Here is a 26,938-nt window from a genome sequence, read left to right as displayed (position 1 = left end):
GCGCGTTCGTGCCGAGCCCGCAGCAGATCGCGGAGAAGGCCGTACTGCATGACGACAAGGCGCTCGCCGCCGTGCAGCCGGCGTGGATCAAGCGCTACACCGAAATCTTCTCGGCATGAACACGATGCTCGCGCGCTTTTCGCGACGTGCCGCAGTGGCGTCGGGCATCACGTCGGGTGGGCCAGACGGGTCCGCCGCCGTGGCGACCGACACCGTGCTTGCGAAGGCTCGTCCGTGGCTGCTGCTCGCGCCGATCCTGCTGTTTCTGGCGATCCTCGGCGCGGCCGCGCTGGTCGTGCTGCGCATGAGCTTCGGCACCTCCGGCAACGAATGGCGCAGCTTCACGCTGCAGAACTATGCGGACCTGCTCGACGGCTACTTCCTCAGGTCGCTGGGGCTGACGCTGCGGCTCGCGTTCCAGAGCATGCTCTTTGCGGTGGTGCTCGCGATTCCGGTCGCGCTCGCGATGGCGCGCACGAAATCGCGGCTCGCGCGCCGGCTGCTGCTCGCCGGTGTGCTGCTGCCGCTGCTCGTCAATCTGCTGCTGCAAGGCTATGGCTGGCTCGTGATTCTCGGCCCGGCGGGTCTGCTCAATCACGCGCTGCTCGCGAGCGGTGTTATCGAGCGGCCGGTGATGTGGCTGTATCGCGAGCATGGCGTGCTGCTCGGGCTGATCCAGACCGCGTTTCCGCTCGCGGTGCTGCCGCTCTCGAGCGCGATGCGCGCGGTGTCGATCTCGTACGAGGAAGCCGCCGCGACGCTCGGCGCGACACGCTGGCAAACGCTGCGTCACGTGCTGCTGCCGCTCGCGATGCCGGGTCTCGTGTCGGGCGCGCTGCTGGTGTTCGCGTACAACGCGAGCGCGTTCGCGGTGCCGCTGCTGCTCGGCGGCCGGCGCGTGCCGATGCTCGCGGTGCTGGTGCACGATCAGGTCGCGCCGCTGCTGAACTGGCCCGCCGCCTCCGCTTCCGGCGTCGTGCTGATGGTCGCGACGCTCGCCGTGATGGCGCTGTCGCAACGGCTCGTGCGCCGCACCCAACGACTGACCGGAGAGTCTCACGCATGAGCACGCTGCCGACCTCGCGCCTGCCGCGCACCGCACCGCCATCGCCGCGTTCGCCATGGCTGCCGCGCCTGCCTCATACGATGCCCGGCCAGCTCGGCCGCGCGACCGCGCTGGTCGCGGGCATCGTGCTGTTTCTCGCCGCGCTGCCGATCCTGACGATGATCGCGATGTCGTTCAGCGCGGCCGACACGCTCGAATTCCCGCCGCACGCGTACAGCCTGCACTGGTACCGCGCGGCGTGGCACAGCTTCGTGTCGCCCGAGGCGACCGACACGCTGTCGATGGGCGCCGCGCTCACCACCAGCCTCGTCGTCGCGCTCTCGACGATGCTGATCGCGACGCTGGTCTCCGTGCCGGCCGCGTACGCGCTGTCGCGCTACCGTTTCCGCGGCAAGCCGGCGGTCGAGCAGCTGGTCGCGCTGCCGCTCGTCTATCCGCTGGTGATGCTCGGCCTGTCGCTGCTGCTGGTGTTCAACGTGCTGCCGGTCGAACTGGGCGTCGGCCGTCTGATCATCGCGCATGTGATCCTGGCGCTGCCGTTCACGGTGAAGAACTGCGCGGCGTCGGTCGCGTCGATCGGCCCCGAGTTCGAGGAAGCGGCGCTCGTGATGGGCGCGAGCCCGAGCCGCGCGCTCGTCGACGTGGTGCTGCCGCTGATGCGCCCCGGCATTCTCGCCGGCATGCTGTTCGCGTTCATCGTGTCGTTCAACGAGTTCACGGTGACGTTCTTCCTGTACAGCATCGACACGATGACGCTGCCGGTGTGGCTCTATAGCCGCACGGTGTCGTCGCTCGATCCAACCGTGTTCTGTTTCGCGGTGGTCATCGTTGCGATCGACTTCGCGCTGATCTGGCTGCTCGAAAAGCTGATCGGCGACGAAGGCGTCGCGCTGTGAACCCCGCTGTGAACCCGCCACCTTGCTGGAGCCTCCGATGACCCACCTGACCTTGCAAGCCGTCACCCGCCGCTTCGGCGGCGTGCATGCCGTCGACAATGTCGACCTGAGCGTGCCCGACGGCAAGCTCGTGTGCTTTCTCGGCCCGTCCGGCTGCGGCAAGACCACACTGCTGCGGATGATCGCAGGGCTCGAAACGCCCACCTCCGGCAGCATCCATTTCGCCGGCCGCGAGATCACGCGGCTGCCGGCCAACCAGCGCGACTTCGGCATGGTGTTCCAGTCGCTCGCGCTGTTTCCGCATATGACGGTCGCGCAGAACGTCGCGTATCCGCTGAAGCTGCGCAAGGTCGCGAAAGACAAGCAGACGCGCCGCGTCGCCGAGCTGCTCGAACTGATCCAGTTGCCGCACATGGCCAACCGGCCGGTCACGCAGCTGTCGGGCGGGCAGCGCCAGCGCGTCGCGATCGCGCGCGCGATCGCCTCCGAGCCCCAACTGCTGCTGCTCGACGAACCGCTGTCCGCGCTCGACGCGAAGCTGCGCGAAGCGATGCAGGTCGAAATCCGCCTGCTGCAGCAGCGCCTCGGGATCACGACGATCATGGTCACGCACGATCAGCGCGAAGCGATGACGATGGCCGACGAGATCGTCGTGATGGAGAAAGGCCGCATCGCGCAGGTCGGCAAGCCGCTCGACATCTACCGCGATCCGGTCAGCGAGTTCGTCGCCGACTTCATCGGGCTCGGCAACATCCTGCCGGTGCAATACGACGGTGCGGGCGGCGTGAGCCTGCCGGGCGGACGGCGCATCGCGGTCGCGCCGAACCCCAGCGCGCCGCTCGCCGATGCGCGGCAGCCGGTGGCGGCCGGCGACGCGATCCGCCTGCTGATCCGTCCCGAGGACATCTGCGTGAAGGCGGCCACGGAAACACCGAACCCGAACCGGCTGCCCGGCACCGTCACGTTCATCCGCGACGTCGGCGCCTCGCTCGAAGCGACGATCGATTGCGCGGGCTTCACGCTGACCGCCGCGACCACGCCGCGCGAAACGCCCGGGCTCGCGCTCGGCATGCCGGTGCTCGCCGAGCTGCCGCCGCACGCGTGCAAGCTGATCGCCGCGCGCGCCGCCTGATACCCGCACCCATCACACACGCTTCGCTTCAATAAAACCGCATCACGACAAAGGAACCGACCATGAACCAGCGCCCCGCTCTCCAATCGACCCGCCGCGTGTTCGCGACGCTCGCCGCGACGCTCGCGATGAGCGCGTTCGGCGCGCTGTGCGCGCTGCCGTCGGCCGCCCATGCCGACGCGCTCGACGACATCGCGAAGTCCGGCACCGTGCGCATTGGCGTGTTCGAGGACTATCCGCCGTTCGGCTCGATCGGTCCCGACATGAAGCCGGTCGGCTACGACATCGACGTCGCCAATCTGATCGGCAAGACGCTCAATGCGAAGGTCGAGCTGGTGCCGGTCACCGGCGACAACCGCATGGCCTTCCTCGCCGACCACAAGGCCGACATGCTGCTGTCGGTCGGCCAGACGCCCGAGCGCGAAAAGGTGATCGACTTCTCGCAGCCGTACGCGCCGTACTACCTCGCGGTGTTCGGTCCGAAGACGCTGCAGGTGAAGAACGCCGCCGACCTCGCCGGCAAGTCGATCTCGGTCGCGCGCGGCACGCTCGAAGACCTGAGCGTGACGAAGATCGCGCCGCCGTCGGCGAACATCAAACGTTTCGACGATCCGAACGGCGCTATTTCGGCGTTTCTTTCTGGTCAGGTACAGTTGATGGTGGTCGGCAACGACGTCGGCGCGACGATTCTCGCGCGGCATCCGGCGAACGATCCGGAGCAGAAGTTCGCGCTGTTCAGCTCGCCCGATCACGTCGGTCTGAACAAGAACGAGCCGCGCCTGAAGGCGAAGGTCGACGAAACGATCGCCAAGGCCCGCAAGGACGGCACGCTGAACGCGATTTCGCAGAAGTGGCTGCGCGCGCCGCTGCCGGCCGATCTTTAACCCCGTGGCGTGGCGCCGTGAAGGCCGCGCCGCAATCTGATCCTGTGATGGGCACGAGGCCATGACTTACGCGTTCGATTTCAGCGGCTTCGGCCTGTATGCGGGGATGCTCGCGCACGGCGCCGCCGTGACGCTCGGCCTCACGGCGGTGTCGACCCTGGCGGGCGGGCTCGTCGGGATCGCCGGCGCGAGCATCGCGGCGGCAGGTCCGAAGTGGGCGCGCTGGCTGGTCGCGAGCTATGTCGAGCTGATCCGCAACACGCCTTTTCTCGTGCAGCTGTTCTTCGTGTTCTTCGGCCTGCCGAGCCTCGGCATTCACATCGACGAGATCCAGGCCGCGATTCTCGCGATGACCGTCAATCTCGGCGCGTATGCGACCGAGATCGTGCGCGCCGGCATCGATTCGATTTCGCGCGGCCAGGTGCAGGCCGCCCAGGCGCTCGGCCTGCATGGACGCCAGGTGTTCCGCCACGTCGTGCTGCCGCAGGCGCTCGCCAACGTGTTTCCCGCGCTGCTCGGCCAGGTGCTGATCGTGATGCTCGGCTCCGCCGTGGTGTCGCAGATCTCGGTGCCCGACCTGACCTATGCGGCGAACTTCATCCAGTCGCGCAACTTCCGCTCGTTCGAGAGCTACGTGATCATCACGGCGACCTATCTGCTGATGTCGATCGCATTGCGGCAGCTGTTGAACCGCTTCGGCCGCGGACTGTTCGCGGGTCGTGCCGCACGTAGTAACAACAACAGCAACAGCGGCAACGACGGCTTGCGGCGCAGCTGGCGCAGCCGCCTGATGTGGCGCGGCGCACGCACCCTGCCGACGGAGCGCTGATCATGGTCGAATTCACGCTGTGGGACATCGCCCGCAATCTGCTGCTCGCCGCGCGCTGGACGGTGCTGCTGTCGCTGATCGCATTCGTCGGCGGCGGAGTCGTCGGGCTCGTGCTGCTCGCGATGCGCGTGTCGCCGATCGCATGGCTGCGGCGCATCGTCGTGCTGTACGTCGAGGTGTTTCAGGGCACGCCGCTCCTGATGCAGCTCTTTCTCGCGTTCTTCGGCTTGCCTTTGCTCGGCATCGACGTGTCGCCATGGGCCGCCGCGGCCGTCACGCTGACGCTCTATACGAGCGCGTATCTGGTCGACATCTGGCGCGGCTGCGTCGAAGCGGTGCCGCGCGGTCAGTGGGCCGCGGGCGCGAGCCTCGGCATGACGTTCGGCCAGCAGCTGCGCTACATCGTGTGGCCGCAGGCGCTGAAGATCGCGGTCGCGCCGACCGTCGGTTTTCTCGTGCAGGTGGTGAAGAGCACCGCGCTCGCGTCGATCATCGGCTTCACCGAACTGACGAAGACCGGCACGATGATCACCAATGCCGCGTTCCGGCCGTTTCCGATCTACGGCATGGTCGCGATGATCTACTTCGCGATGTGTTTTCCGCTGACGTGGTATGCGCGGGTGCTCGAGAAGCGGCAGAAGGTCGGGCAGCATCGGTGAGCTCGGGTGAAGTGAAGGCGATGGACTGGCTCAAGCGCTAAATAAGGTTCTTCGTCTGGTTAGATTGCGACCTGCGCGCTCGCAGGAGCGCTGCCTCGCCAAGCTCGAGTGGTATTCGCCGCAACGGGTTGTCCACTGCCCCTCGGGAGCGTTCGACGTCCGGCAGCGCTGCGTGCGCCGCCCGCCGCCGACGCGCGTTCGGCGCGCGATGCGGGCCGCTCATAGCCGACAAACAGTCACCCCTACCTCACGAGTGACGTCGGCGGCCCGCGAACATCAGATTTCCCGGCAGGCTTCTGCGCATACGCGGCAAGCATCGCTGCATGTGCCGAAGTGTTCAGGCGCATGGCGGCCGCATTCCTCCGCACACTCATGGCAGATCCGCGCGCACAGTGCACAAAGTTCGGGTGCGAGATGACTTTGCCGAGCCAGCGCCGCGGACGTGAAGCGGCACAGCGACGCGCAATCGGCATCGAGTCGAATGCACTTGGTCATCGCTGCGACGCCCGGGTCTGCGAGGCACGCCGATACGCAGCGATCGCAAGCGGCGGCGCATGCATCGCATGCGTCGATACAAGACTGGTAGGCTTCAGTGCTCATGATGCGTCTCCAGTTTCGGGTGAGGTCGCGTATTGGACTTCCCGATGCGTGTGTAAGAATTTTAGTCGCGCACTGGCACGCCCGCGTGTCGGCTCGAGACGCTTCTACCGGGTTCCGATCACCATCGAATCTGGGCCGGCAAGCGGTTCGACGCGCACCTGGGTGAAGCCGACCTCCTTCATCCATGCGCAACACTGCGCACCGGTATAGTCGAAACCGCCAGGCGTCTCGATAAGCATGTTCAAGCTCATCAGAAGACCAAAGGCATTCTGCCTGCGCTCATCGTCGATCACCGCGTCGTAGACGATCAGGCAACCGCCGGGAGGCAGCGCCGCGTAGCACTTTGCGAGCAGTTGCATCTTTTGCGCCAGGTCCCAATCGTGGAGGATGTGTCCCATCACCAGCACGTCCGCGGAGGGGCACGGATCGGTGAAGAAGTTGCCCGAATGGAAACGCAGCCGCTCCTGCAGGCCGCGCGATGCCACGTACTCCTCGAACACGGGGCCCACGACCGGCAAGTCGAAACCGCCGCCGTGCAGGTGGGGATGCGCGAGTGCGATTTCCACGGGCAACGCACCTTGCGCCGCGCCAATGTCGATGAAAGTGCGGTAGTTTTGCCAGGGGAATTTCTGCGCCATCGCCTTGGCCGCACCCAGGCTGATCGCAGTCATCGCTTGCAGGAAGCCTCGTAGCGACCGCTCGTCGCGATAGAGTGCATCGAAGGGGTTGCCGCCGTGTTTGGCCTCGTTCTGCGGCTTTCCCGTGCGGAGCGCCTCCGTCAGAGAGCCCCAGAACGGATACAGCCGGGCGTTGGCCATTTCCAGCAATCCGCCCACGTAGCTGGGCTTGGGCTTGTCCAGGAAAAGCGCGGTGTCCTGGGTATTGCGGTATTTCCCGTCTTCGCGCTCCAGAAGATTCAAAGCGACCAGCGCATCGAGAAAATCGAGGGCCGAGCGCGGATGCAGTCCAAGCGCCTCACCCAGTTCCGCCGCGTCGTGAGGCGCGGTCGCGAGGCGCGTGAACACGCCGATTTCGACTGCCGACAGCAGCGTCTTGGCCGGCCAGAATCCCATGCCAAGTTGGAGCAGCCGTTCAGGAGAGGGTTCGCGCGGATTCGTGGCGTCAGCCCCAGACTCCTGCGGACCCATGTGCGGTGTATTGGCCATGGTTGCTCCCGGCGTGGATAGGCGCGGTGAAGTGTCTGCCGCCATCGTAGGCGGGCCAGGTTTGTTCGATGTTCGCTACCGTACAAAGCGAACTCAAACAGCTTGCATACCGGCCAAAACTAAAGCGTCTTTGTCCGCTTTCAGCAGACCTATGATCGTGCGCTCCGGCATCGATTGGCTGTCGACGCAATCAGGGTGCATAGCGCTCAATAGTTAGCATAATGGGCTCACCCAGGTGCTGTTCAAACGTACAGTAGCGCGCGCTTCACGTAACGGCCTAGACTTGATACGTGGACAAAAACGCGGAGTGAGTCATGGTCACCAGAACCGTCCGGCGGACGCTTTCCGATCTGACTTCGGCGATTGCTCAAATGCCGAACAGTAAGCATCGGGTCGAACATACCGTGAAATCGGCCCAGCACAGGGCTGACGAGGCCTGGAGGCGCACGACGCACGGACTGCATAACTCCATGATGCGTAAAGATCCGAAAGGGTGATTTTCGCAAGCCAGACGTAAGATCGACCCCGCCGGGTTGGACGCATAGGCTGCTGCTTCTCCCAGAACCAGATGCGGAGGCACCACCATGTCGAGCAAAAGCGGTAGGGACAACCGATCCGATCAATTGAATTCCAACAATCCGGCATACGCGAGTTCCCGGGCGAGCAACTTCCGCGACGATGATGTCGATTGGGAACCCGTCTCTTACCTCGATCGATATTTCTATACTCCGCCTCGCGCGACCACGTTTCAGGCGATAGGACACTACGGAGTTGGGGTGGTCTCACAGGAAGGGGAAGCGAGATTCGTCACGTTTCGTCTGGAAGCCACCACGAGCGCGACACTCCTTTATACCCACTCAGGCTTGCAGGCGCGCGTCGAGGACTATTTCGAGCGTTTCGCGATCCATGTGCATGGGCTGTTCCACGTGCACTTCAAGGCTCCGCCAGTCTTGTATGTGCAGTTCGATGGAACATCCGGCCGGCTACCGTGGCACGTTCCGCTCGACCTGGAACAGCCGGAGACGATGCAGACGTTTCTGATGACCCACAAGCCGTCGATGAACTTCGCGCCCGCTCCCGATGCAGTCATCAAACTATTATGTGATCGCCTCAGTGAACCCAGCGAGGATTGGGGCACTTTCGAAGCCCTGGATCGAAACACTTCGGATCTGACATTCATCTACGCCAGCCGCTGCAACGCTGAGATCGAGAAAAATTCAAAAGGATCGTGACGAAGCAACCGGTGCGCTCGATCGCCTGACTATCCAGCATCCTGTCGCGTCGTGCACCGTGCGCTTATCTGGGCGCAGCGGGGCAACGCGATGGGTAGCGCCCGTCCATTCCGACGCGCTAGACCAATGCGCCGGCTATTTGAAGTCCGATATCGTCCCCCTGCGTGAGCACCGGTTCGCCTCTTACCGTGCGCGCGATCAGCGCATCGGCGTTGGCAATCGCGATGCCCTGCTCCGCGTACCACGCATTGTGATAATAAGTGCTCCGGTAGCGCTCTCCGCTGTCACACAGCAACGCAACGATCGCCCCCTTCTCGCCGACGGCTTTCATGCGCTCCGCGATATACAGCACGCCGACGAAGTTAGTCCCGGTCGAGCCACCGACCCGGCGCCCAAGCCGGACAGCCAGATAGCGCATCGCGGCGAAGGACAGCGCGTCGGGTGTCTTGACCATCGCATCGACGCAAGCAGGGATGAACGAGCGTTCGACACGTGGACGGCCTATTCCCTCGATGCGCGAGCCGACGTTGAGCGTCAGGCCGCGCTCTGGGTGCCCGGCAAGCACGCTCCTGAAGTAGTCGAAAAACACCGAGTTTTCCGGATCGGCGCACAGCACCCGCGTTTGATGGCCCCGGTACGCGACGTAGCGGCCAAGCGTCGCGATCGTCCCGCCCGTCCCGCCGCTCGACACGAGCCACGCGGGCACGGAAAACTCCTCGGCCGCCATCTGCTTGAAGATCGACTCCGCGATATTGTTGTTCGCACGCCAGTCCGTCGCGCGTTCGGCATACGTGAACTGGTCCATGAAATGGCCGCCGCACTCCTGTGCGATCCGGTGCGACTCGTTATAGATGTCCGACGGATTGGCCACGAACTCGCATCGCCCACCATAAAACTCGATCGCTTCGATCTTCGCGCGCGATGTACCCATTGGAATCACCGCGACGAAAGGCAGACCGAGTAGTCGCGCGAAGTAAGCTTCGGAGATCGCGGTCGAGCCGCTTGACGCCTCGACCACCGTGCTCGCCTGGTTGAGCCAGCCATTACACAGCGCATACAGGAACAGCGAGCGCGCGAGCCGGTGCTTGAGGCTGCCGGTCGGATGGCTGGACTCGTCCTTCAGGTAGAAGCGAATGTCCAGATAGCCAGGCAGGTCGAGGGGAATCAGGTGAGTATCGGCGGAGCGGTTGAAGTCCGCCTCGATCTTGCGAATCGCTTCGCGTGTCCACACGGAATTTGCCATCAGAGCCCCCGATCGAGCGACACACGATGCGAACCATCGTGGCGGGTCAATACCCTTTCGTATAAAGCGCCAGATGGTTGCTGACCGACGTTACACCCGGCACGCCCTTCGCCACATCCGCGGCCTGCTGGATCTGAGGACCTTCCGGCACGCTGCCGGATAATGTCACGACACCGCCGCGCGCCTTGACGAATACGTTCGACACGTCGAAGTTCTGCGCTTTCGCTAACGCCTTGCGTACCTCGCGACCCAGCGTCTTGTCGGCCGGCGTCGCCTTACCTGAACTTGCAGCCGGACTCGACGCCATCGGCATCGCGTTGCTGGCCTGCGCGTAGACGTTCGACATCAGCGTCACGCCTCCCACGACGACGATCAGACTCACGAATTTGCATGCTTTCATGATTGCCTCTCTCGTTCGGCATTGCAGATGTTGAGTCAAAGATAGCCAACATTGCGCTTCCGACAAAGCTGCTTTCACGTCCCCCCAAGAAAATGCGGCAACCCTGCGATGCATGAGTTGCCGCTTCTGCGTTTCAAAGCACTTTCCGCGCGCTTACCGCCCTGCCTGCGTGGACTGACGAAACTTCGCCACCTCCGCCACCCCAACCGCCGGCGCGCCGTTATTCCACCCCGCGCGCACGAAACTCAGCACATCCGCGATCTGCCGATTGTCGAGCACTGCCGCGAAGCCCGGCATCGGGAACGGCGACGGCACGCCGTTGATCACCAGATCGCCGGTGCCGTTCAGCGTCACGTTGATCAGCGACGACGCATCCTTCGCAAGCACGTTCGGATTGCCGGCAAGCGGCGCGAGCATCGGCGCAAAGCCGCGTCCGTCGACACCGTGGCAATGCATGCAATACGCGGTATAGACGCGCGCGCCGGCATCGTTCGCGGGGCGATCGAGCGACACCCTGGTCGCCTGCGGATCGTAGCTATAGGCCGGCGCGCCGTTGCCGCCCGCCGGCGGCAGCGACTTCAGATACGCCGACACCGCCGCGACGTCCTGATCGCTCATCGCCTGCGTGCTGTTGTTGATCACGCTCGTCATCGCGCCGAATGCCGACGCATGGCGATTCGCGCCGGTCTTCAGGAACGTGCGCAGATCCTCGTCGCTCCAGCGGCCGAGCCCGCTGTTGTGCTCGCCGGTCAGGTTCGACGCGAACCAGCCGTCGAGCAGCGCGCCGCTCAGGAACGCGCTGCCGCTTTCGTCGAGCGCGCTTTCCTGGAACGCGACGCCGCGCGGCGTGTGGCACGAGCCGCAATGCCCGAGCCCTTGCACCAGATACGCGCCGCGATTCCACGCGACGTCCTTGCCCGGCTTGTCGCGATACGCGTCCTTGTCGAGAAACGCGATGTTCCAGAACATCAGCGGCCAGCGCATGTTCAACGGCCACTTGATGTCGGACTCGCGATTCGCCTGCTGCACGGGCGCGACGCCCTGCATGAAGAACGCGTACAGCGCCTTCACGTCGTCGTCGTCGACCTTCGCGTACGACGGATACGGCATCGCCGGATACAGGTTGTGGCCGTCTTTCGCGACGCCCTCGCGCAGCGCCCGCGCGAAGTCCGCTTCCGTGTAGCCGCCGATGCCGGTCTGCGCGTCGGGCGTGATGTTGGTCACGTAGATGCGGCCCATCGGCGTGTTCATCGGCAGACCGCCGGCGAACGGCTTGCCTTTCGGCGCGGTGTGGCACGCGGCGCAATCGCCGAGCTGGGCGAGATAAGCGCCGCGCTGCACCAGCGTTTGATCGGCTGCGCCGCTGGCCGCCGCAGTCGCCGCACCAGCAGGCGCTTGCGCGGCAAACGACAGCGCCACGCACAACGCCGCGCCTAGACCCTTCAGAGAGTTTTTCATGTCGGGCTCCTTTCGCGTCACGCGCTGTGCAGTTGACGGCCAACCGGCAATTGCCGCAGCCGCGTGCCGGTGGCCGCATAGATCGCGTTGGTCAGCGCGGGCGCGAGCGCCGCGGTGCCGGGTTCGCCGATGCCGCCGGGCGCCTCGCCGCTCTTCACGATATGCACGTCGATCGGCGGCGTCTCGTGGATACGCAGGATCCGGTAGTCGGTGAAATTGTTCTGCTCGACGCGACCGTCCTTGATCGTGATCTCGCTGTAAAGCGCCGCCGTGATGCCGAAGATGATGCCGCCCTGCACCTGCGCCTCGATCGTGTTCGGATTGACGAACATCCCGCAATCGACCGCGCAGTTCACGCGCTTGACCGTCACCTCGCCCTGCTCGACGGCGACCTCGACGACGATCGCGAAGAAGCTGCCGAACGCGTGCATCACCGAGATGCCGCGCCCTTGCCCCTTGGGCAGCGCGCTGCCCCAGTTGCCGGCTTGCGCGGCCGCGTTCAGCACGTTCAACGCGCGCGGCGATTTGCCAAGCAGATCGCGCCGGTACTGCACCGGATCGATCTTCGCGTGCGCGGCGAGTTCGTCGATGAAACTCTCGACCACGAAGGTGCCGCGCGTCGGCCCGACGCCGCGCCAGAACGCGGTAGGCACCGCGTGCGGCTCCACGCGCACGTAGTCGACCAGCTGGTTCGGCAGGTCGTACGGCAGATCGGCGGCAACTTCCACCGCGTCGGGGTCGACTCCGTTCTTCACCGCGGGCGGCGCGAAGCGCGCCAGGATCGACGAACCGGCAATCCGATGCTGCCAGGCGATCGGCTTGCCGTTCGCGTCGAGCCCGGCCGAGATCGTGTCGTAGTAGTACGGCCGGTACATGTCGTGCTGGATGTCTTCCTCACGGGTCCACAGCACCTTGACCGGCGTCGACACCTGTTTGCCGACCTTCACGGCCTGGGTGACCATGTCGGTTTCGAGCCGCCGGCCAAAGCCGCCGCCGATCAGATGGTTGTGCACGATGATCTTGTCGGCAGGCAAGCCCGTGACCGCGGCCGCCGCATCGACGACGCGCGTCGGCACCTGCGAGCCGAGCCAGATTTCGCACGCGTCGGCGCGCACGTGGACCGTGGCGTTGACCGGCTCCATCGTCGCGTGCGCGAGGAACGGCTGCTGGTAGACCGCGTCGACGCGCGACTTCGCGTCGCCGAACGCGCGGCCGACGTCGCCGTCCTTGCGTGCGACCGCGCCGCCGTGTTGCGAGGCCGCCGCGAGATCGTCGACGATGCGCTTCATCGATACCTGCGCGCCCGCGCCTTCGTTCCACTTGATGTCGAGCGCCTGCAGGCCGCGCTTCGCGGCCCACGTGTGAGCGCCGATCACCGCGACCGCGTTGTCGAGCTTGATGATCTCGCGCACGCCGGGGATCGTCTTCGCGTGCGTATCGTCGACGCTGGCGAGCGTGCCGCCGAACACCGGACAGTTCGCGATCGCCGCGTAGACCATCTCGGGCAAGCGCACGTCGAGGCCGAACTGCGCGGTGCCGTCGACCTTCTCCGGCGAATCCAGACGCTTCGCCGGCGTGCCGATCAGCTTGAAATCCTTCGGGTCTTTCAACGGCACGTTCTGCGGCGCGGGCAGCGCGGAGGCGGCCTGCGCAAGCTGACCATAGCTCGCGCTGCGATTGCTGGCCGCGTGGATCACCTGCCCGGCCTGCGCATGGCAACTGGCCGGATCGACCTGCCATTGCTGCGCGGCCGCGTTGATCAGCAGCACCCGCGCGCTCGCGCCCGCGCGGCGCATCGGCTCCCACGCGAAGCGGATCGACGTCGAGCCGCCGGTCAACTGCCCGCCGAGCAGCGGGTCCGTGAAGAGTTTCGCGTTGGGCGGCGCGTGATCGAGCGTGACCGTGTCGAGCGGCACTTCGAGTTCCTCGGCGATCAGCATCGGGATCGACGTATAAACGCCCTGACCCATTTCGACCTTCGGGATCACGAGCGTGATCTTGCCGGCGGTGTCGATCTGGATGAACGCGTTCGGCGCGAACACGCCGCTTTGCGGCGCCTCGTTCGCATCGCCGCCGATCACGCTCTTGCCCGCCTTCTGATCCTGGCTCGCGGCCGGCATGCTGAAGCCGAGCAGCAGACCGCCGCCGGCCGCGGCGCCGACCGTCACGCCGAATTTGAGGAAGCTGCGCCGCGAGATGCCGCGCGCATGCCGCGTGTTCGTGTCCGACGACCGCGTGCCGTTCTGTGCATCGAGCAATCCCTGCGACATGTCAGGCCCCCTTCGCGGCGTGCTTGATCGCAGCGCGCACGCGGTGATAGGTGCCGCAGCGGCAGATGTTGCCGGCCATCGCGGCGTCGATGTCAGCGTCGCTTGGGTTGGGATTGCGCGCCAGCAGCGACGCGGCCGACATCACCTGCCCCGACTGACAGTAGCCGCATTGCACGACGTCGAGCTCACGCCAGGCCTGCTGCACTTTCTGACCCGTGGGCGTGGCGCCGACCGCTTCGATCGTGACGATCTTTCGGTCGCCGACGGCCGCCGCCGGAAACACGCACGAGCGCACCGCGACGCCATCGAGATGCACGGTGCATGCGCCGCATTGCGCAATGCCGCAGCCGAACTTGGTGCCGGTCAACCCGACGAGATCACGCAGCACCCACAGCAGGGGCATGTCGGGCGGGGCATCGACGGTATGGGTTTCGCCGTTGATATTGAGCATTGTCATGAGCGGCTCCAGTGGGGGTGTTGTTGTGGTCATGCGGTTTAGATCGCGACACCGCATCAGAGCGCGAACATGTGTCGGTTTTGTTCGGTATGTCGCGCTAATAGGCGATGAAAAGCGGCCTATGATCGAGCGGGTATCGCGAGAAAGCCGGCCGATTGTAGTCGTGTCGAAAGAAGTCCGCTTTGGACGTGCCAGGCGGCACGGGGCATGCTATGCGGGGTGCATCGCATGTGTCGGCGGGGGCGATGCGTTACCATCGACGGATCGATCCGTTAGCGTGATCGCGCGACCCGCAACACCGCACTGCGCGGTGTTGCGATGCGCGATTCCGTCGAGTCACTTCAGCCGCAGGAGCCGCCGATGAACGACCCGCAATGCACTCAATTCCTCACGGACATTCGCCGACCATTGCTTGCGCTGCACAAGGCGATTCTCGATCACGAACGCGCCGTCTACGAAAAGGAGTTCGGCCCGGTAACGCCCGCGGCATTCCTGCAGGTGCTGATCAATGGTTCGGGGTTTCGCTGGCTGACGCCGCTATCCACGGTGATCGCGAGCGTCGACGAAATTCTCGACGACGCGGAAGCCGATGCGGGCGACCGTCTCGCGACCGCGGAGGCCGTGGTCGGCCTGTTCTCGCCCGAGCAACCGAACAATCACTTCATGCCGCGTTATCTGCCGCTGTTGCAGGCCGATCCGGCGATCCTGCATTACCACGGCGAGGTATCGCGCTTGCTGCGCGGCGTGCAAACCGCGTAACGGCGCTTCGCGCGGAGCACGGCGGCGGCGTGCGCGCTGCCTGCCGGCTCCCGCATTTCCTCACCGTTCATAAGCGGCTGCGGGGCGAGACCGCATGATCGATGCTCGGTATTTTTGTGTGGATTGAGCGGAATGCTCTGACGGGAAGGGAATTTCGCAACGATTGATCGACGCCGCAGACTATGCGGCCGATCGAATTACCTGGTTTAGCTGAATAAATTCAAGGTGAGCTTTTGCGGGAACGCCGAAGCTCAACCGCGCCCCTGCGGCAGATAAGGCAGCGGATCGACCGGCTTGCCGTCGCGCCGCACTTCGAAGCCGACCGACACGCGCGAGTTGCTCTCGTCGCCCATCTCTGCGATCTGCTGTCCCTTGCGGACGATGTCGCCCATCTTGACCATCAGCTTGCGGTTGTGCGAATACGCGGTCAGAAAATCCTTGTTGTGTTGGACGATGATCAGGCTGCCGTAGCCGTTCAGTCCGGTGCCCGCGTACATCACCTTGCCGTCGGCGGCGGCTCGCACCGGATCGCCCGCTTTGCCGCCGATTTCGATGCCGCGCGTTTCGCCCGGCTGGAACGCTTCGACGACGCTGCCCGCGGCAGGCCACGCGAGCGTCACGCTGCTCGCATGCCGGCGGGTTTCCTGCGTGACTTCGCGGACGTCGGTGGCATCCGGAGCCGCTGCGGCGGGTTGAGCGGAAGCTTGTGCCGACGTGGGCGCCAATGCTTGTGAAGCGGTCTGCGGCGCGGCTTGCGCCGCGGCCTTCGCGGCGGCGGCCGCATTGGCCACCTTCGCCGCGCGCACCGTCTCCGGCGACGCGACGTGCAGCACCTGCCCCGGCTTCAGCCGCGCCGACGCCTTCAGCCCGTTCCATGCCTGCAACTGCTTGACGCTGATGTGATGATGCTGCGCGACCCGCGCGAGCGTGTCGCCGCGCCTGACCCGATAGACGAGCGGCGGCGACTTTTTCAGCGACGCGTTATCGCTGCCATCGATCGACAGCGGCGCGGCCGCCGCCGGGTCGCCGGACGCTGTTGCCGTCGCATTTGCCGTCGCGGCACCGGTTGCCGGGCCGTTCTGCGCATTCGGCTGCCCGACGTTCGCGCAACCGCTGACGGCCAGCGCGACCCATGCGCCGGCGAGACCGGCCAATATCGTTCTGTCGAAACGCATTCTCATCCTGTTCGACTCCTGCTGTATGGATGCGCAAGCCGGATAGCCCGATGCCGCCGACCAGGCGCGCGAACTTCGGCCGCGCGACCCGCCCCGACGACACGCCGGAGCCGCCTCGTACGGCGCTCATTGCGTGCCTGCTTGCCGATCAAATTTCTGGCGGAATTCTAAAGTGTCGTTTAATAAAAACGCCCCGCGCCACACACTCTGATACAGACGTTACGAGCGGTATTTCCGCGTTACGAAGGCACGGGTTTCGGGACGCCAACGACGCGCACATCGCCGCTTGTCCGCCGCGTGTTCAGATTTGTTGACATTCGACTTATCGGCAGACGCGAGGGGAACTTGAATAGCCATGCGTCGAGGCGGAGGGCGCAAAAAAAGCCAGCCTGCGAAATCCGTAGGCTGGCTTTTCGCGTTGACGCGCAGCGAACTAGAACTTATGCCGGATCGCCGCGCGCACGACGACCTGCTTGTTCGTCGACGACGGCGACTGCGTGCCGGGGATGAATGCGAAGTCGAGGATCGACAGCGTGGAATCGCCGGTGACCTGTTGATAGGCGCCTTGCAGATAGACGTCGGTGCGCTTGGACAGGTTGTAGTCCGCCATCAGCCCGAACGTATGGATGCGCGGCTTCACGCTGCCGTTCGAGGCGTCGTAGGTTTCCATCGTGTACACGTACTGGGCGCCGACGAACAGCGCAGGCGAAAACTGATACTTACCGTTGACCTCGAAGTTCTGATACTTGAGCGAGTTCAACAGCACGCCCGGCGGGGTGACCGGCACCAGCGGCACCAGCGGCTCGATGCCGAGATAGCCCTTGGCGGTCGGCTCCAGATAGTTCGAGTTGCTATAGACGAAGCCCGCCGTCGCCGGTCCGAACGTATAGGTAATGCCGCCGCCGAACACGCGCAACCGCGTCGCGACGAAGCCGGCGTCGTTCGCGGTGATCGCCCCGTTCGAGCCGTTGCCCGGATTGTCCGCCTGCAGATAGGCGGCCGCGACCAGCAGCCCGCCGTACGTATACTGGCCGCCGAAGCTGTACGCGCGATTGTTGGCGAAGTTCGTGTCGTTGCTGAAGCTGTAGGTGCCGCCGAACTGGAAGCCCGAGATCGACGGGCTCGTGTACTTGACCGTGTTGTCGAGGCGGAAGGTGTTGTCGGTGTTGTCGTTGTCGTACGGATGCGAGAACAGCTGGCCGCCCCAACTGCCGTTGGCCGTGGTCTGCGCCAGATAGTCGACGACCGAATCGTATTGCCGGCCGAACGTCAGCGTGCCGTACGCCTGCGAGCTGAGTCCGACGAAAGCCTGACGGCCGAACAGGCGGCCGCCCTGCCCGAGCTGCCCGGAATTCAGATCGAACCCGTTCTCGAGCTGAAAGATCGCCTTCAGGCCGCCGCCGAGATCTTCGGAACCCTTCAAGCCCCAGCGGCTCCCCTGCGCAAGACCGCTCGCGAGTTCATAAACATGGCCGTGGCCGACGTTGTTCGTGTAGTTGATGCCTTCGTCGATCACGCCATACAGGGTGACGCTAGTCTGGGCCGCGGCAGGCGCGGCAAGAACGGCGGACGTAGCAACGGAGACAGCCAGCGCGAACACTTGCTTGTTCATGATGATCTCCCTGCACCTCGAGTGATAGGACAACTCGATCCGGCCGTCTTGTTCTCTTTGCTCTTTATTCTCGACACTTTCCCAGCAGTTCTGAAGACTGCTCCAAGCTCTGCTCTTTCCAGAAATCCTCACACGACATCGTCTGGCCGTCCATGAGTGGATGCGCCGATCATCGAGAATGTTGCTAATTCTCCACTGCGCGTTGCTGCCTCTTTTTTCGAAACGTCGCTTCAGGTAAACGGCAGCCGCTGCTGCCGATCTCGCTGCGGCATTGTCACGAAAAGAAATATAATCCTGCGCCTTTGCTGCGATGCAGCGGAACTCGATGCCGCAGCGAGGGTCATCATTACACCCCGCTGACACGGCCGCCTCGCGAAGGCGGCCGCGCGTGGCGAGGTAGGCCACGGGCGAAGCCAGCACGGATCACCTCACCGCCGCATCACCCAATCCCATATAAGAAAGCCTTGTGAGACGCCCGCCGCGCTGGATCAGCGCGCCGTCGCACGGGGCTGCTTTTGACGCAAACAATGGCCAAGTCATCCTCCCGCCTGATCGAGCTCGACTTTTTCCGCGGACTGGTTCTGCTGATCATCGTCGTCGATCACATCGGCGGCAGCATTCTGTCGCGCGTGACGCTGCATGCGTACGCGCTGTGCGATGCCGCCGAAGTGTTCGTGTTCCTCGGCGGATTCGCCACCGCCACCGCCTATGCGACGCTCGCCGAGCGGCGCAACGAGACGATCGCGCGCGGCCGCTTCCTGCGCCGCTCGTTCGAGATCTATCGCGCGTTTCTCGTTACCGCCGCTCTGATGCTGCTGGTCAGCGCGGTGCTCACCGCCTTCAGCATCGACGGGCCGAATCTGCCCACGACCGATCTCGACGACCTGATCGACACGCCGCTTGCCGCGCTGCGCGACATCGTGCTGCTGCGCCGCCAGCCGTACCTCGCGTCAGTGCTGCCGATGTACGCGTTCTTCGCGCTGCTGGTGCCCGCGATTCTGCCGCTCGCGCGCAGCAAGCCGTGGCTGCTGCTCGCCGGCAGCCTCGCGCTATGGGCCGGCGCGCCGGCGATCGGCCAGTACCTGCCCGCCGCGCCCGATATGCACTGGGACTTCAACCCGTTCGCGTGGCAACTGATGTTCGTGCTCGGCGTGCTCGCGCGCTGTCAGCCGGTCTATCAGCGCATCAGCGCGCACCGGTTCGGCTGGCTCGTCGGCGTGCTGGCGTTCGCGGTGGTCGTGGGGGCCGCGTACTACAAGCTCTTTTTGCTGCATGAGCCGCTCGCCGCGAGCCTCAAGCAGAACCTGTCCTACCTGCGCGCGGGCAATTTCCTCGCGATCGCGTGGCTCGTCGCCAATCTGATCGAGCTCGGCTGGGCGAAGAAGGTGGCGCGCCGGCTGCCGTGGGTCGGCGCGATCGGCCGTCAGGGCTTGCTGTGCTTCATTGCCGGCGCGGTGATTTCGCTGGTGGTCGACTCGGTGCTGTACGCGGCGACCGATGGTTACCTGAACTATCCGCTCGGACTGCTCGCCGATGCGGCCGCGGTCGGTGCGCTGTTTGTTGTCGCGCTGGGGGTGGAGCCGCTGAAGCGGGTCGTTGGACGGATCGTCGACGGACGGCTGCGGACGTCGGGCTGAAGAACTTTGCGCGCATCAAGCGCCTTCTGCGTTTCCGCCAATCCCCTCTCAAATCCGGCGCCAATGCTGATAGCATGACGGCCGCGCGCGAATCCCGCGCCAGCCGGCCTTCCCCACTGCCATGCGTCGATTTCTCCGCTTCGTTCTCGCACTGCTTGCCTTCGCCGTTGGCGCGCCCGCGTTCGCGAGCACGGTCGCGAGCCGCAGTTTCCATTCCGATGCGCTCGGCCGCGACTGGAACTACACGATCTACCTGCCGGGCGGCTATCGCGCGGACGGTCCGCGCCTGCCGGTGCTGTACCTGCTGCACGGCAATAACGGCGACGCCAACGACTGGATCACGCAAGGTCATCTGCAGAGTGCCGCGGACACGCTGATCGAGCGCAAGGAAATCCCGCCCGTCGTGATCGTGATGCCGCAAGGCGGCACGGACTGGTACGTCGATCGCAAGGAGAAGATGGAGAGCGCGTTCTTCGACGATCTGCTGCCCGAAATCGAAACACACTACGCGGTCGCGACGCAGCGCGCAGGCCGGATGATCGGCGGTGTGTCGATGGGCGGCTTCGGCGCGCTGCGCTACGCGCTGACGCAACCCGAGATGTTTTGCGGCGCGCTGCTGCTCAGTCCGGCGATCTATACGAACGAGCCGCCGCGCGCGTCGGCGGCGCGGCGGGTCGGTGTATTCGGCGAGCGCCAGTTCGATCCGCGCGTGTGGCACGAGCTGAACTATCCGGCGCAGTGGGACCGCTATATGAGCCGGCCGTATCGCCTGCCGATGTTCATCGCATCCGGCGACGACGATCTCGACATCCAGGCCGACGCGTCGCTGCTGTACACGCATCTGCGCCTCGCAGGCAATCCGGCGGCGCTGCGGATCATCGACGGCGGCCACACGTGGGAGGTGTGGAGCGCGCTGTTGCCCGCCGCGCTCAAATACACGCTCGGCTGCGTGAAGCCGCCGGCGCTGGAGCATCCGTCGAATCAGCGGCCTTGATCCGGCGCGGCGCGCCACGCGCAAGGCCGTCCAGCGCCGCGTCCCTCGACATCCGCGCTACTCCACGAGATCGGTCCACAGCACCATCAGCACCGTCATCAACGCGGGGCCGATGAAAATCCCCAGCAGCCCGAAGGTCTCCGCGCCACCGAGAATGCCGAACAGCACGAGCAGAAACGGCAGGCGCGTCGAATTGCCGATCAGCACCGGCCGCACGAAGTGCTCGGCGACGAACACGACGACCGCGCCGAATACCAGCAGCCCGGCCGCCGCGACCATCGAGCCTTGCACGAGCAGCCACAACGCCGCGAGACCGAACACGATCGGCGCGCAGAACGGCAGCATCGCGGCGATCGCCGTGACGAAGCCGAGCAGCGCCGCGTGCGGCACACCGGTCACGAAATAGGCGACGCCTAGCAGCGCACCCTCGCCGACGCCGACCACGACCAACCCCGACACGGTGCCGCGCACCGCGATGCCCATATGCGCGACGAGGTCCGCGCCGCTATCGCCGAAACCGCGCCGCACCGCCTTCAGCAGCGAGCCGGACAGGCGCGGCCCCGCCTGAAAGATCACGAACAGCGTGACCAGCATGAACGCGAACACCATCGCAGCATGCGCGGCGCGCGCACCGAAATGCCGGCCGAGCGTCATCACCGTGTTGCTGTGCAAGCCTTTCATCGCGGCCGAGTCGCGCAGCGGCTGAGCGAGATTGGCCTGCCACCACGAGGTGATCTGCTGCACGCCGAACGGCAGCCGGTTGACGAAGTCGGGCAGCGCGATGCCGTTCTCCTGCGCGTTGCGGAACCAGTCGTTCATCTCGTGCGCCTCGCGCAGCGCCTGCGCAAGGCCGAGCCCGACCGGCAGCAGCACCAGCACGGCGATCACCAGCGTGAAGACCGTCGCGACCAAGGTCGTGCGCCCCTTGAACCAGCGGCAAGCCGCCACCCTGTGCAGCAACGGCCACAGCGCAATCGCGACGACCCCGGCCCACGCCACTACCACGATGAAATCGCGCACCACCCACAACGCGAGCAGCACGAGCCCGATATAGAGCACGACCGATGCGGCCTTCTGCTTCTTCAGGCGCTCGGCGGCGCCGGACGACGATTCGGGCGAGTTGGGCGGGACTGCGGGTGGGCGTGGAATCATGTGAACTCTGGTGTTTTTGAACGGTGTGCGCGCGAGCCGACCTGAAAAGATCAAACCCGCTACACTGACGGCTCAGTTCGCCGCCCGACAATCAGCATCTTAAAGGAAGCGTTGCCGCCCTTTTCCCGGCCGCCCTCCTCGTCGCGCCACAGGCAACACAGCGTTGCAAAAATTCACATTATTAAAAAATCGCATAAAAATGCTTGCAACGCCCGTCATTTCGGCCAATCGCGCCTGTCAAGTCTGATTATTGCTAATTCCGGAACGGTGTTTCAACGGTGACACAATGGCTATCCGGCGCGCACGGGTCTACATTCGGCACTCCACAATACGGAGCCGATGATGACCCTGGAGTCCATCCCCCTCGACGGTAGCAATGGCGTACGCATCGAGATTCTCGAGAGCTCCGACACGACGCTGGTGATCCGCTGGGTCGAGCCGGGCCGCTGCCACTATGGTGAGCAGCGCTGGCGCCGCCGCTCGGCGCATTCGTCCGGCACCTGCGCGGTGTCGCGCCGCAAGATCCGTCGCGGTGACCCGGTGTTCAAGCCGGCCGAGCGCCCGGCGCCGTCGAATGCGTCCGCGATGATCTGCGCGGAAATCCTCGAACCGCTGCTCGAAGCGGCCTGACGCATGGAGCGTTCCCGACTGCCGGGCGGGGAGCGCGGGCGTCACCCTTTGCTGCGCTGAGATCGATCTCCCTACTGCGCGCGTGCCCTTAACTACCGCGCACCCGGCCGTCGCGGCATCGCAGGCTGCGGCGCCGCGCTGGCCTCGCCACCGGTTGCCCCTCCGCGCCTCGTGCGTTAAGGTGGATTCGTTGCGCCCGCCCCACCGCCGGCTCGCTACCCGGCGCCGGCGACGCGCCTTCCACCACCGCGCCGCGCCCGCCGCGACGCCGTTTGAGGGTCGATCATGGCAGAAGACACGCCGCAAACCCGCGCGGCCACCGCCGCTTCAACCTCTCCCGCTTCCTCCGCTCCTTCCGCTTCGCTGATCCCGCCGCAGCAGTTCTCGCTCGACGTGCTGCTCGAAAAGTATGCGAAGGGCGACGAGCAATCAGCCGACGATGTCTATCGCCGCGTCGCGCACGGCGTCGCCGAGGCCGAGCCGCCCGAGTTGCGCGCGTCGGTCGAGGAGCAGTTCGTCGACAACCTGCGCCACGGCGCGCTCGGCGCGGGCCGCATCATGAGCGCGGCCGGCAGCGGCATCGCCGCGACGCTGATCAACTGCTTCGTGCAGCCGGTCGGCGATTCGATCCAGGGCGTCGACGAACAGGGCTTACCGGGCATCTACGTGGCACTGCTGCAGGCGGCCGAAACGATGCGCCGCGGCGGCGGCGTCGGCTACAACTTCTCGGCGATCCGGCCGAAGGGCGCGCGGGTTCACACCACCAGTTCGGCCGCCTCGGGTCCGTGCAGCTATATGGACGTGTTCGACGCGTCGTGCCGCACGGTGGAGAGCGCGGGCTCGCGGCGCGGCGCGCAGATGGCGGTGCTCGACTGCAATCACCCCGACCTGCTCGAATTCATCGAGGCCAAGCATTCGAAGGGACGCTGGAACAACTTCAACGTGTCGGTCGGCGTCACCGACGAATTCATGCGCGCGGTCGAGAACGACGAGCCGTGGCAACTGGTCCATCGCGCCGAGCCGTCGCCGGCGCTGCGCGCGGCCGGCGACGTGCGGCAGCGCGAGGACGGCCTGTGGGTCTATAGCGAGCCCCAGGCGCGCGCGATCTGGGATCGCATCATGCGCTCGACGTACGACGTCGCCGAGCCCGGCATCGTGTTCATCTCGCGGATGAACGAGGACAACAACCTGCGCGCCGTCGAAACGATCCGCGCGACCAATCCATGCGGCGAGCAGCCGCTGCCCGCCTACGGCTGCTGCAACCTCGGGCCGCTGAATCTGACGCGCTTCGTCGTCGATCCGTTTGCGCAACTGAAGGGGCGCCAGCCGTCGTTCGACTGGGACGGCCTCGGGCAACGCACCCGCACGCAGGTGCGCTTTCTCGACGACGTGCTCGACGTGACGCTATGGCCGCTGCCTGAGCAGTACGCCGAATCGCGAGCGAAGCGGCGCACCGGTGTCGGCTTCACCGGCCTGGGCGACACGCTCGTGATGATGGGGCTGCGCTACAACTCGCAGGAAGGCCGCGATTTCGCGGTGCGCATCGCGCGGCTGATGCGCGACGAGGCGTATCGCGCGTCGGTCGAGCTCGCGCAGGAGCGCGGCGCGTTCGAACTGTTCGACGCCGCCCGCTACCTGGAAGCCGGCACGTTCGCGTCGCGCCTGCCCGACGACATCCAGCAGGCGATCCGCCGCGACGGCATCCGCAACAGCCATCTGCTGTCGATCGCGCCGACCGGCACCGTGAGCCTCGCGTTCGCGGACAACGCGTCGAACGGCATCGAGCCGGCGTTTTCGTGGACCTACACGCGCATGAAGGTGATGGCCGACGGCGGCCGCGAATCGTTCGATGTCGAGGACTACGCGTACCGGCTCTATCGCGAGCTAGGCGGCGACGTGGGCCGGCTGCCCGACTACTTCGTGAGCGCGCTGGAGATGTCCGCGCGAGACCATCTCGACATGATGGCGGCCGTGCAGCCGTACGTCGATACGTCGATCTCGAAGACCGTCAACGTGCCCGCCGACTATCCGTTCGACGCGTTCGAAAGCCTCTATTTCGACGCCTGGAAAAACGGCCTGAAGGGCCTTGCCACCTATCGCCCGAACGACACGCTTGGCGCGGTGCTGAGCGTGACGCCCACGCAGGCGGACGACGCGCTCGCCGAGATGGATCAGGACCCGCTGCGTATCGCGATCGATCATCGGCCTAAAGGCGAATTGCCGGCGATCATCGAGAAGGTCGAATATCTGACCCAGGCGGGCAAGAAGTCGCTGTATGTCGCGGTGTCGTTCATCGAGGTGACGGGCCGCCTCGCCGGCGAGGACGTGACGATCGAGCGGCCGATCGAGTTCTTCATTCCGACCGGTCAGCGCGACGAGTCGCAGCAGTGGATCACCGCGACGATGCGTTCGCTGTCGCTGGCCGCGCGCGGCGGCTTCGTCGCACGCAATCTGCAGGATATGCGCAAGGTGTCGTGGGATCGCGGCCAGGTGCGGCTTGGCGACGTGCAGCGTCTGGACGGTCATCGCGCGCCGCGCTGGCACGATTCCGAAGTGGCCGCGCTCGCGTTCGCGATCCAGCAGATCCTCTATCGACGCGGCTTTCTCGACGCCGAGGGCAATCAGGTGGCGTCACGGATGCTTGCGCGTTTGCCGCGCGGACAGATGAAAACCGACATGGCGCTATCCGCCGATTTCGGCATCCGTCCGAATCCCGCGGATAGCGCCGACGCGTTGCTGCAGCCGAACGGCACGCAAGGGCTGCACACGATGCTCGGACGCAAATGCGGTTCGTGCGGCGCGAACGCGGTGATTCGCAAGGACGGGTGTGATTTTTGTACTGCGTGTGGGGAGGTGGGGGCCTGCGGGTAGTGTGAGGTGAGGAGCGCGCTGGTACATGGCCGAGCGCGCTCATCGAAGGCTATGTCTCACCCCACCTTCGCGTAATAAAGATTCTGCGGATGCTTCGCCTCCGCGAAGAAAAACCAGCGCTCTGCAACGAGCCCCGCATACTGCACGAGACAAGCCGCAGCCAGCAAGCCGAACGACGCGCCAAGCGAACGCAGCCCCGCGCCCAGCACGATCAATACGACCGGCGCAACGAACGCAGCCACGAGAAAACCCCATTTGACTCCCCGCAGCGTGCGCGCCGATTTGCCGTGAAAGAACTCGCGCAGATTGAACGCGCCGGCGGTGAAGCCGCGTGACACCTGCACGAGCTTCGGGTTGTGGATGCCGGTCGCGCTCTGCACCGTCGACTTCGGCCGCAAACGCGCATTGCGCAGCAGCGACGCCGAGCGGCTCGCGCAGCCGGCGAGCGTCAGCAGGCACGCGCAGATCGCCAGCCCCACCGTCAGCTCGGGCGCGAACCATGCGCTCAATGCGGTCGCGAGCGTCAGACCCGACGCGCAGCCGAGCAGCACGAAATTCACCAGCGTCAGCGGCGTCGCCCACTCCTGCAGAAAGCGCAGGCACGCATAGATCATCGCGGTGCAGACGAACAGCGTGGCGCTCGCCAGCACGCCCAACCAGCCGAGCACGAGCGACCACGGCGAGCCGAGCCAGTGCGCGACGCCATACAGGAACGCGCACGCGAGAAACGCCGGCAGGCACAGGCATTCGCGCGAAAGCCACGAGGTGCGCCACATCGCGATCGCGCGCCACGCGCGTTCCGGATGGCCGAGATGGAAGAACGACGCGATCAGACCCAGACCGCCCAGCAGCACCGCAAGCGCGGCGCCACTCACGTAGAACGCGGTGGCGGCGGCGGGTTGCGCGATGACGCCCAGCCACGCCGCACTCTCGACACCGACGAGCGCGATCAACAATCCCTGCGCCGCGCCGCTCAGCGTCGTCAGGAAGACTACGGAAAAAGCCGGATTCATCGTGTGGCCTCGTCGTCGTTCAAATGCGCGTCGCGATCGACGCGAGATGTACTTCACCGCGCGCGAGCTGCGCCTCGAGTTGCGAATCGGGCGAACCCGGCGTGTGCGTGGCATCGTCGGTAGTCGTTCCCGACGACTTGCACGAGCACGCGTCGCTGCCGCAACCCGCGGCCGTGGTCGGCACGCGCGGCAAATAGTGATTCGCGGGACGCGTGCCCCACTCCGGCATCAACTGATAGCCGCCGCGCTCGCGGATCGCTTGCGACACCACCGACTCCGGATCGTGGATATCGCCGAACAGCCGCGCGGATGTCGGGCACGCGAGCACGCAGGCCGGCTTGCGATCGCGCTCGGACAGATGCTCGTCATGAATGCGATCGACGCACAACGTGCACTTGGTCATCTCCTTGCGCGCTTCGTCGAGTTCGCGCGCGCCATACGGGCACGCCCACGCGCAATACTTGCAGCCGATGCAGCGATCGAAATCGACCAGCACCAGGCCATCTTCCTTGCGCTTGTAGCTCGCGCCCGTCGGACACACCGGCACGCACGGCGGGTCCTCGCAATGCAGGCACGACTTCGGAAAATGAATCATCTCCGTGTCGGGGAAGCTGCCCGCTTCGAAACTCTGCACGCGATTGAAGAACGTGCCGGACGGGTCCGCGTCGTACGGATTGAAATCGGCGAGGCTGCCCGATTCGCCCGACGTGTTCCACTCCTTGCAGCTCGTCACGCACGCCTGGCATCCCACGCAGACGTTCAGATCGATCACCAGCGCCATCTGGGTCATTGCAAGCTCCTTA

The 26,938-nt window shown here is 65.3% G+C and carries 24 protein-coding genes and 1 pseudogene; 14 read left to right on the top strand and 11 right to left on the bottom strand.

Annotation, left to right across the window (positions count from 1 at the left end; genetic code table 11):
* The 7 genes and pseudogenes from EVC45_RS47115 to EVC45_RS35410 all read left to right on the top strand — a co-directional run.
* Positions 1-119, top strand: a pseudogene (locus EVC45_RS47115) (ABC transporter substrate-binding protein); the annotation flags it as partial.
* 5 nt (positions 120-124) lie between these two features.
* Complete coding sequence (locus EVC45_RS35435) at positions 125-1,066, top strand: ABC transporter permease (RefSeq protein ID WP_373683108.1); 942 nt, start codon at positions 125-127, stop codon at positions 1,064-1,066.
* On the top strand, positions 1,063-1,962 hold the full coding sequence (locus tag EVC45_RS35430; RefSeq protein ID WP_129962798.1) for an ABC transporter permease: 900 nt from the start codon (positions 1,063-1,065) through the stop codon (positions 1,960-1,962). The genes EVC45_RS35435 and EVC45_RS35430 overlap by 4 nt, the downstream gene beginning before the upstream one ends.
* A gap of 37 nt (positions 1,963-1,999) precedes the next feature.
* Entirely contained in the window at positions 2,000-3,094 is a 1,095-nt protein-coding gene (locus tag EVC45_RS35425) for an ABC transporter ATP-binding protein (RefSeq protein WP_129962797.1), read from the top strand.
* A 62-nt stretch (positions 3,095-3,156) separates the two neighbouring features.
* On the top strand, positions 3,157-3,978 hold the full coding sequence (locus EVC45_RS35420; RefSeq protein WP_129962796.1) for a transporter substrate-binding domain-containing protein: 822 nt from the start codon (positions 3,157-3,159) through the stop codon (positions 3,976-3,978).
* Positions 3,979-4,039: 61 nt separating this feature from the next.
* Positions 4,040-4,807, top strand: coding sequence for an amino acid ABC transporter permease (locus EVC45_RS35415; RefSeq protein ID WP_129962795.1), 768 nt, complete (start codon positions 4,040-4,042; stop codon positions 4,805-4,807).
* A 2-nt stretch (positions 4,808-4,809) separates the two neighbouring features.
* Positions 4,810-5,466 (top strand): amino acid ABC transporter permease, encoded by a 657-nt coding sequence (locus EVC45_RS35410; RefSeq protein ID WP_129962794.1) that lies wholly within the window; start codon positions 4,810-4,812, stop codon positions 5,464-5,466.
* Positions 5,467-6,170: 704 nt separating this feature from the next.
* Here EVC45_RS35410 and EVC45_RS35400 read toward each other — a convergent pair.
* Positions 6,171-7,214: a methyltransferase gene (locus tag EVC45_RS35400; protein WP_373683107.1), complete on the bottom strand. Its 1,044-nt coding sequence runs from the start codon at positions 7,212-7,214 to the stop codon at positions 6,171-6,173.
* A 332-nt stretch (positions 7,215-7,546) separates the two neighbouring features.
* Here EVC45_RS35400 and EVC45_RS35395 point away from each other — a divergent pair, with 332 nt between their 5' ends.
* Entirely contained in the window at positions 7,547-7,729 is a 183-nt protein-coding gene (locus EVC45_RS35395; RefSeq protein ID WP_129962791.1) for a hypothetical protein, read from the top strand.
* Positions 7,730-7,816: 87 nt separating this feature from the next.
* Positions 7,817-8,464 (top strand): hypothetical protein, encoded by a 648-nt coding sequence (locus EVC45_RS35390; RefSeq protein ID WP_129962790.1) that lies wholly within the window; start codon positions 7,817-7,819, stop codon positions 8,462-8,464.
* Positions 8,465-8,582: 118 nt separating this feature from the next.
* Here EVC45_RS35390 and EVC45_RS35385 read toward each other — a convergent pair whose 3' ends face one another.
* From EVC45_RS35385 to EVC45_RS35365, 5 genes are all read right to left on the bottom strand, one after another.
* Positions 8,583-9,707: a PLP-dependent cysteine synthase family protein gene (locus EVC45_RS35385; protein ID WP_129962789.1), complete on the bottom strand. Its 1,125-nt coding sequence runs from the start codon at positions 9,705-9,707 to the stop codon at positions 8,583-8,585.
* Between the two features lie 46 nt (positions 9,708-9,753).
* Positions 9,754-10,107, bottom strand: coding sequence for a BON domain-containing protein (locus EVC45_RS35380; protein ID WP_129962788.1), 354 nt, complete (start codon positions 10,105-10,107; stop codon positions 9,754-9,756).
* Between the two features lie 153 nt (positions 10,108-10,260).
* Complete coding sequence (locus tag EVC45_RS35375; protein ID WP_129962787.1) at positions 10,261-11,565, bottom strand: cytochrome c; 1,305 nt, start codon at positions 11,563-11,565, stop codon at positions 10,261-10,263.
* A 17-nt stretch (positions 11,566-11,582) separates the two neighbouring features.
* Positions 11,583-13,835, bottom strand: a complete 2,253-nt coding sequence (locus EVC45_RS35370) for a xanthine dehydrogenase family protein molybdopterin-binding subunit (RefSeq protein WP_129962786.1) — start codon at positions 13,833-13,835, stop codon at positions 11,583-11,585.
* Between the two features lies 1 nt (position 13,836).
* Complete coding sequence (locus tag EVC45_RS35365; RefSeq protein ID WP_129962785.1) at positions 13,837-14,292, bottom strand: (2Fe-2S)-binding protein; 456 nt, start codon at positions 14,290-14,292, stop codon at positions 13,837-13,839.
* A gap of 360 nt (positions 14,293-14,652) precedes the next feature.
* Here EVC45_RS35365 and EVC45_RS35360 point away from each other — a divergent pair, with 360 nt between their 5' ends.
* Positions 14,653-15,051, top strand: a complete 399-nt coding sequence (locus tag EVC45_RS35360) for a hypothetical protein (RefSeq protein WP_129962784.1) — start codon at positions 14,653-14,655, stop codon at positions 15,049-15,051.
* Positions 15,052-15,302: 251 nt separating this feature from the next.
* Here EVC45_RS35360 and EVC45_RS35355 read toward each other — a convergent pair whose 3' ends face one another.
* Positions 15,303-16,232, bottom strand: a complete 930-nt coding sequence (locus tag EVC45_RS35355) for a peptidoglycan DD-metalloendopeptidase family protein (RefSeq protein WP_129962783.1) — start codon at positions 16,230-16,232, stop codon at positions 15,303-15,305.
* A gap of 427 nt (positions 16,233-16,659) precedes the next feature.
* A complete protein-coding gene (locus EVC45_RS35350; RefSeq protein ID WP_129962782.1) occupies positions 16,660-17,838 on the bottom strand; it encodes a porin in 1,179 nt (392 codons plus the stop codon).
* 527 nt (positions 17,839-18,365) lie between these two features.
* Here EVC45_RS35350 and EVC45_RS35345 point away from each other — a divergent pair.
* Both EVC45_RS35345 and EVC45_RS35340 read left to right on the top strand, forming a co-directional pair.
* Positions 18,366-19,475: an OpgC domain-containing protein gene (locus tag EVC45_RS35345; RefSeq protein ID WP_129962781.1), complete on the top strand. Its 1,110-nt coding sequence runs from the start codon at positions 18,366-18,368 to the stop codon at positions 19,473-19,475.
* Between the two features lie 121 nt (positions 19,476-19,596).
* On the top strand, positions 19,597-20,469 hold the full coding sequence (locus tag EVC45_RS35340) for an alpha/beta hydrolase family protein (protein ID WP_129962780.1): 873 nt from the start codon (positions 19,597-19,599) through the stop codon (positions 20,467-20,469).
* A 57-nt stretch (positions 20,470-20,526) separates the two neighbouring features.
* Here the strand turns inward: EVC45_RS35340 and EVC45_RS35335 are convergent, their stop codons facing one another.
* A complete protein-coding gene (locus EVC45_RS35335) occupies positions 20,527-21,621 on the bottom strand; it encodes an AI-2E family transporter (protein ID WP_129962779.1) in 1,095 nt (364 codons plus the stop codon).
* A gap of 342 nt (positions 21,622-21,963) precedes the next feature.
* Between EVC45_RS35335 and EVC45_RS35330 the strand changes: the two genes are divergently transcribed.
* Positions 21,964-22,251: a DUF3331 domain-containing protein gene (locus EVC45_RS35330; RefSeq protein ID WP_013091570.1), complete on the top strand. Its 288-nt coding sequence runs from the start codon at positions 21,964-21,966 to the stop codon at positions 22,249-22,251.
* 285 nt (positions 22,252-22,536) lie between these two features.
* The gene (locus EVC45_RS35325; RefSeq protein WP_129962778.1) at positions 22,537-25,122 is read left to right on the top strand and encodes an adenosylcobalamin-dependent ribonucleoside-diphosphate reductase; all 2,586 of its coding nucleotides are present in this window, start codon (positions 22,537-22,539) and stop codon (positions 25,120-25,122) included.
* A 56-nt stretch (positions 25,123-25,178) separates the two neighbouring features.
* On the opposite strand, the gene EVC45_RS35320 is transcribed toward EVC45_RS35325, so the two are convergent.
* Positions 25,179-26,135: a DmsC/YnfH family molybdoenzyme membrane anchor subunit gene (locus EVC45_RS35320; protein ID WP_129962777.1), complete on the bottom strand. Its 957-nt coding sequence runs from the start codon at positions 26,133-26,135 to the stop codon at positions 25,179-25,181.
* Between the two features lie 19 nt (positions 26,136-26,154).
* Positions 26,155-26,925, bottom strand: a complete 771-nt coding sequence (locus tag EVC45_RS35315; RefSeq protein WP_129962776.1) for a 4Fe-4S dicluster domain-containing protein — start codon at positions 26,923-26,925, stop codon at positions 26,155-26,157.
* Positions 26,926-26,938 lie beyond the last annotated feature (13 nt).

This window comes from Paraburkholderia sp. UYCP14C (genome assembly GCF_004197395.1).
Lineage (GTDB): Bacteria > Pseudomonadota > Gammaproteobacteria > Burkholderiales > Burkholderiaceae > Paraburkholderia.
This window is presented reverse-complemented; position numbering and strand designations above follow the sequence as displayed.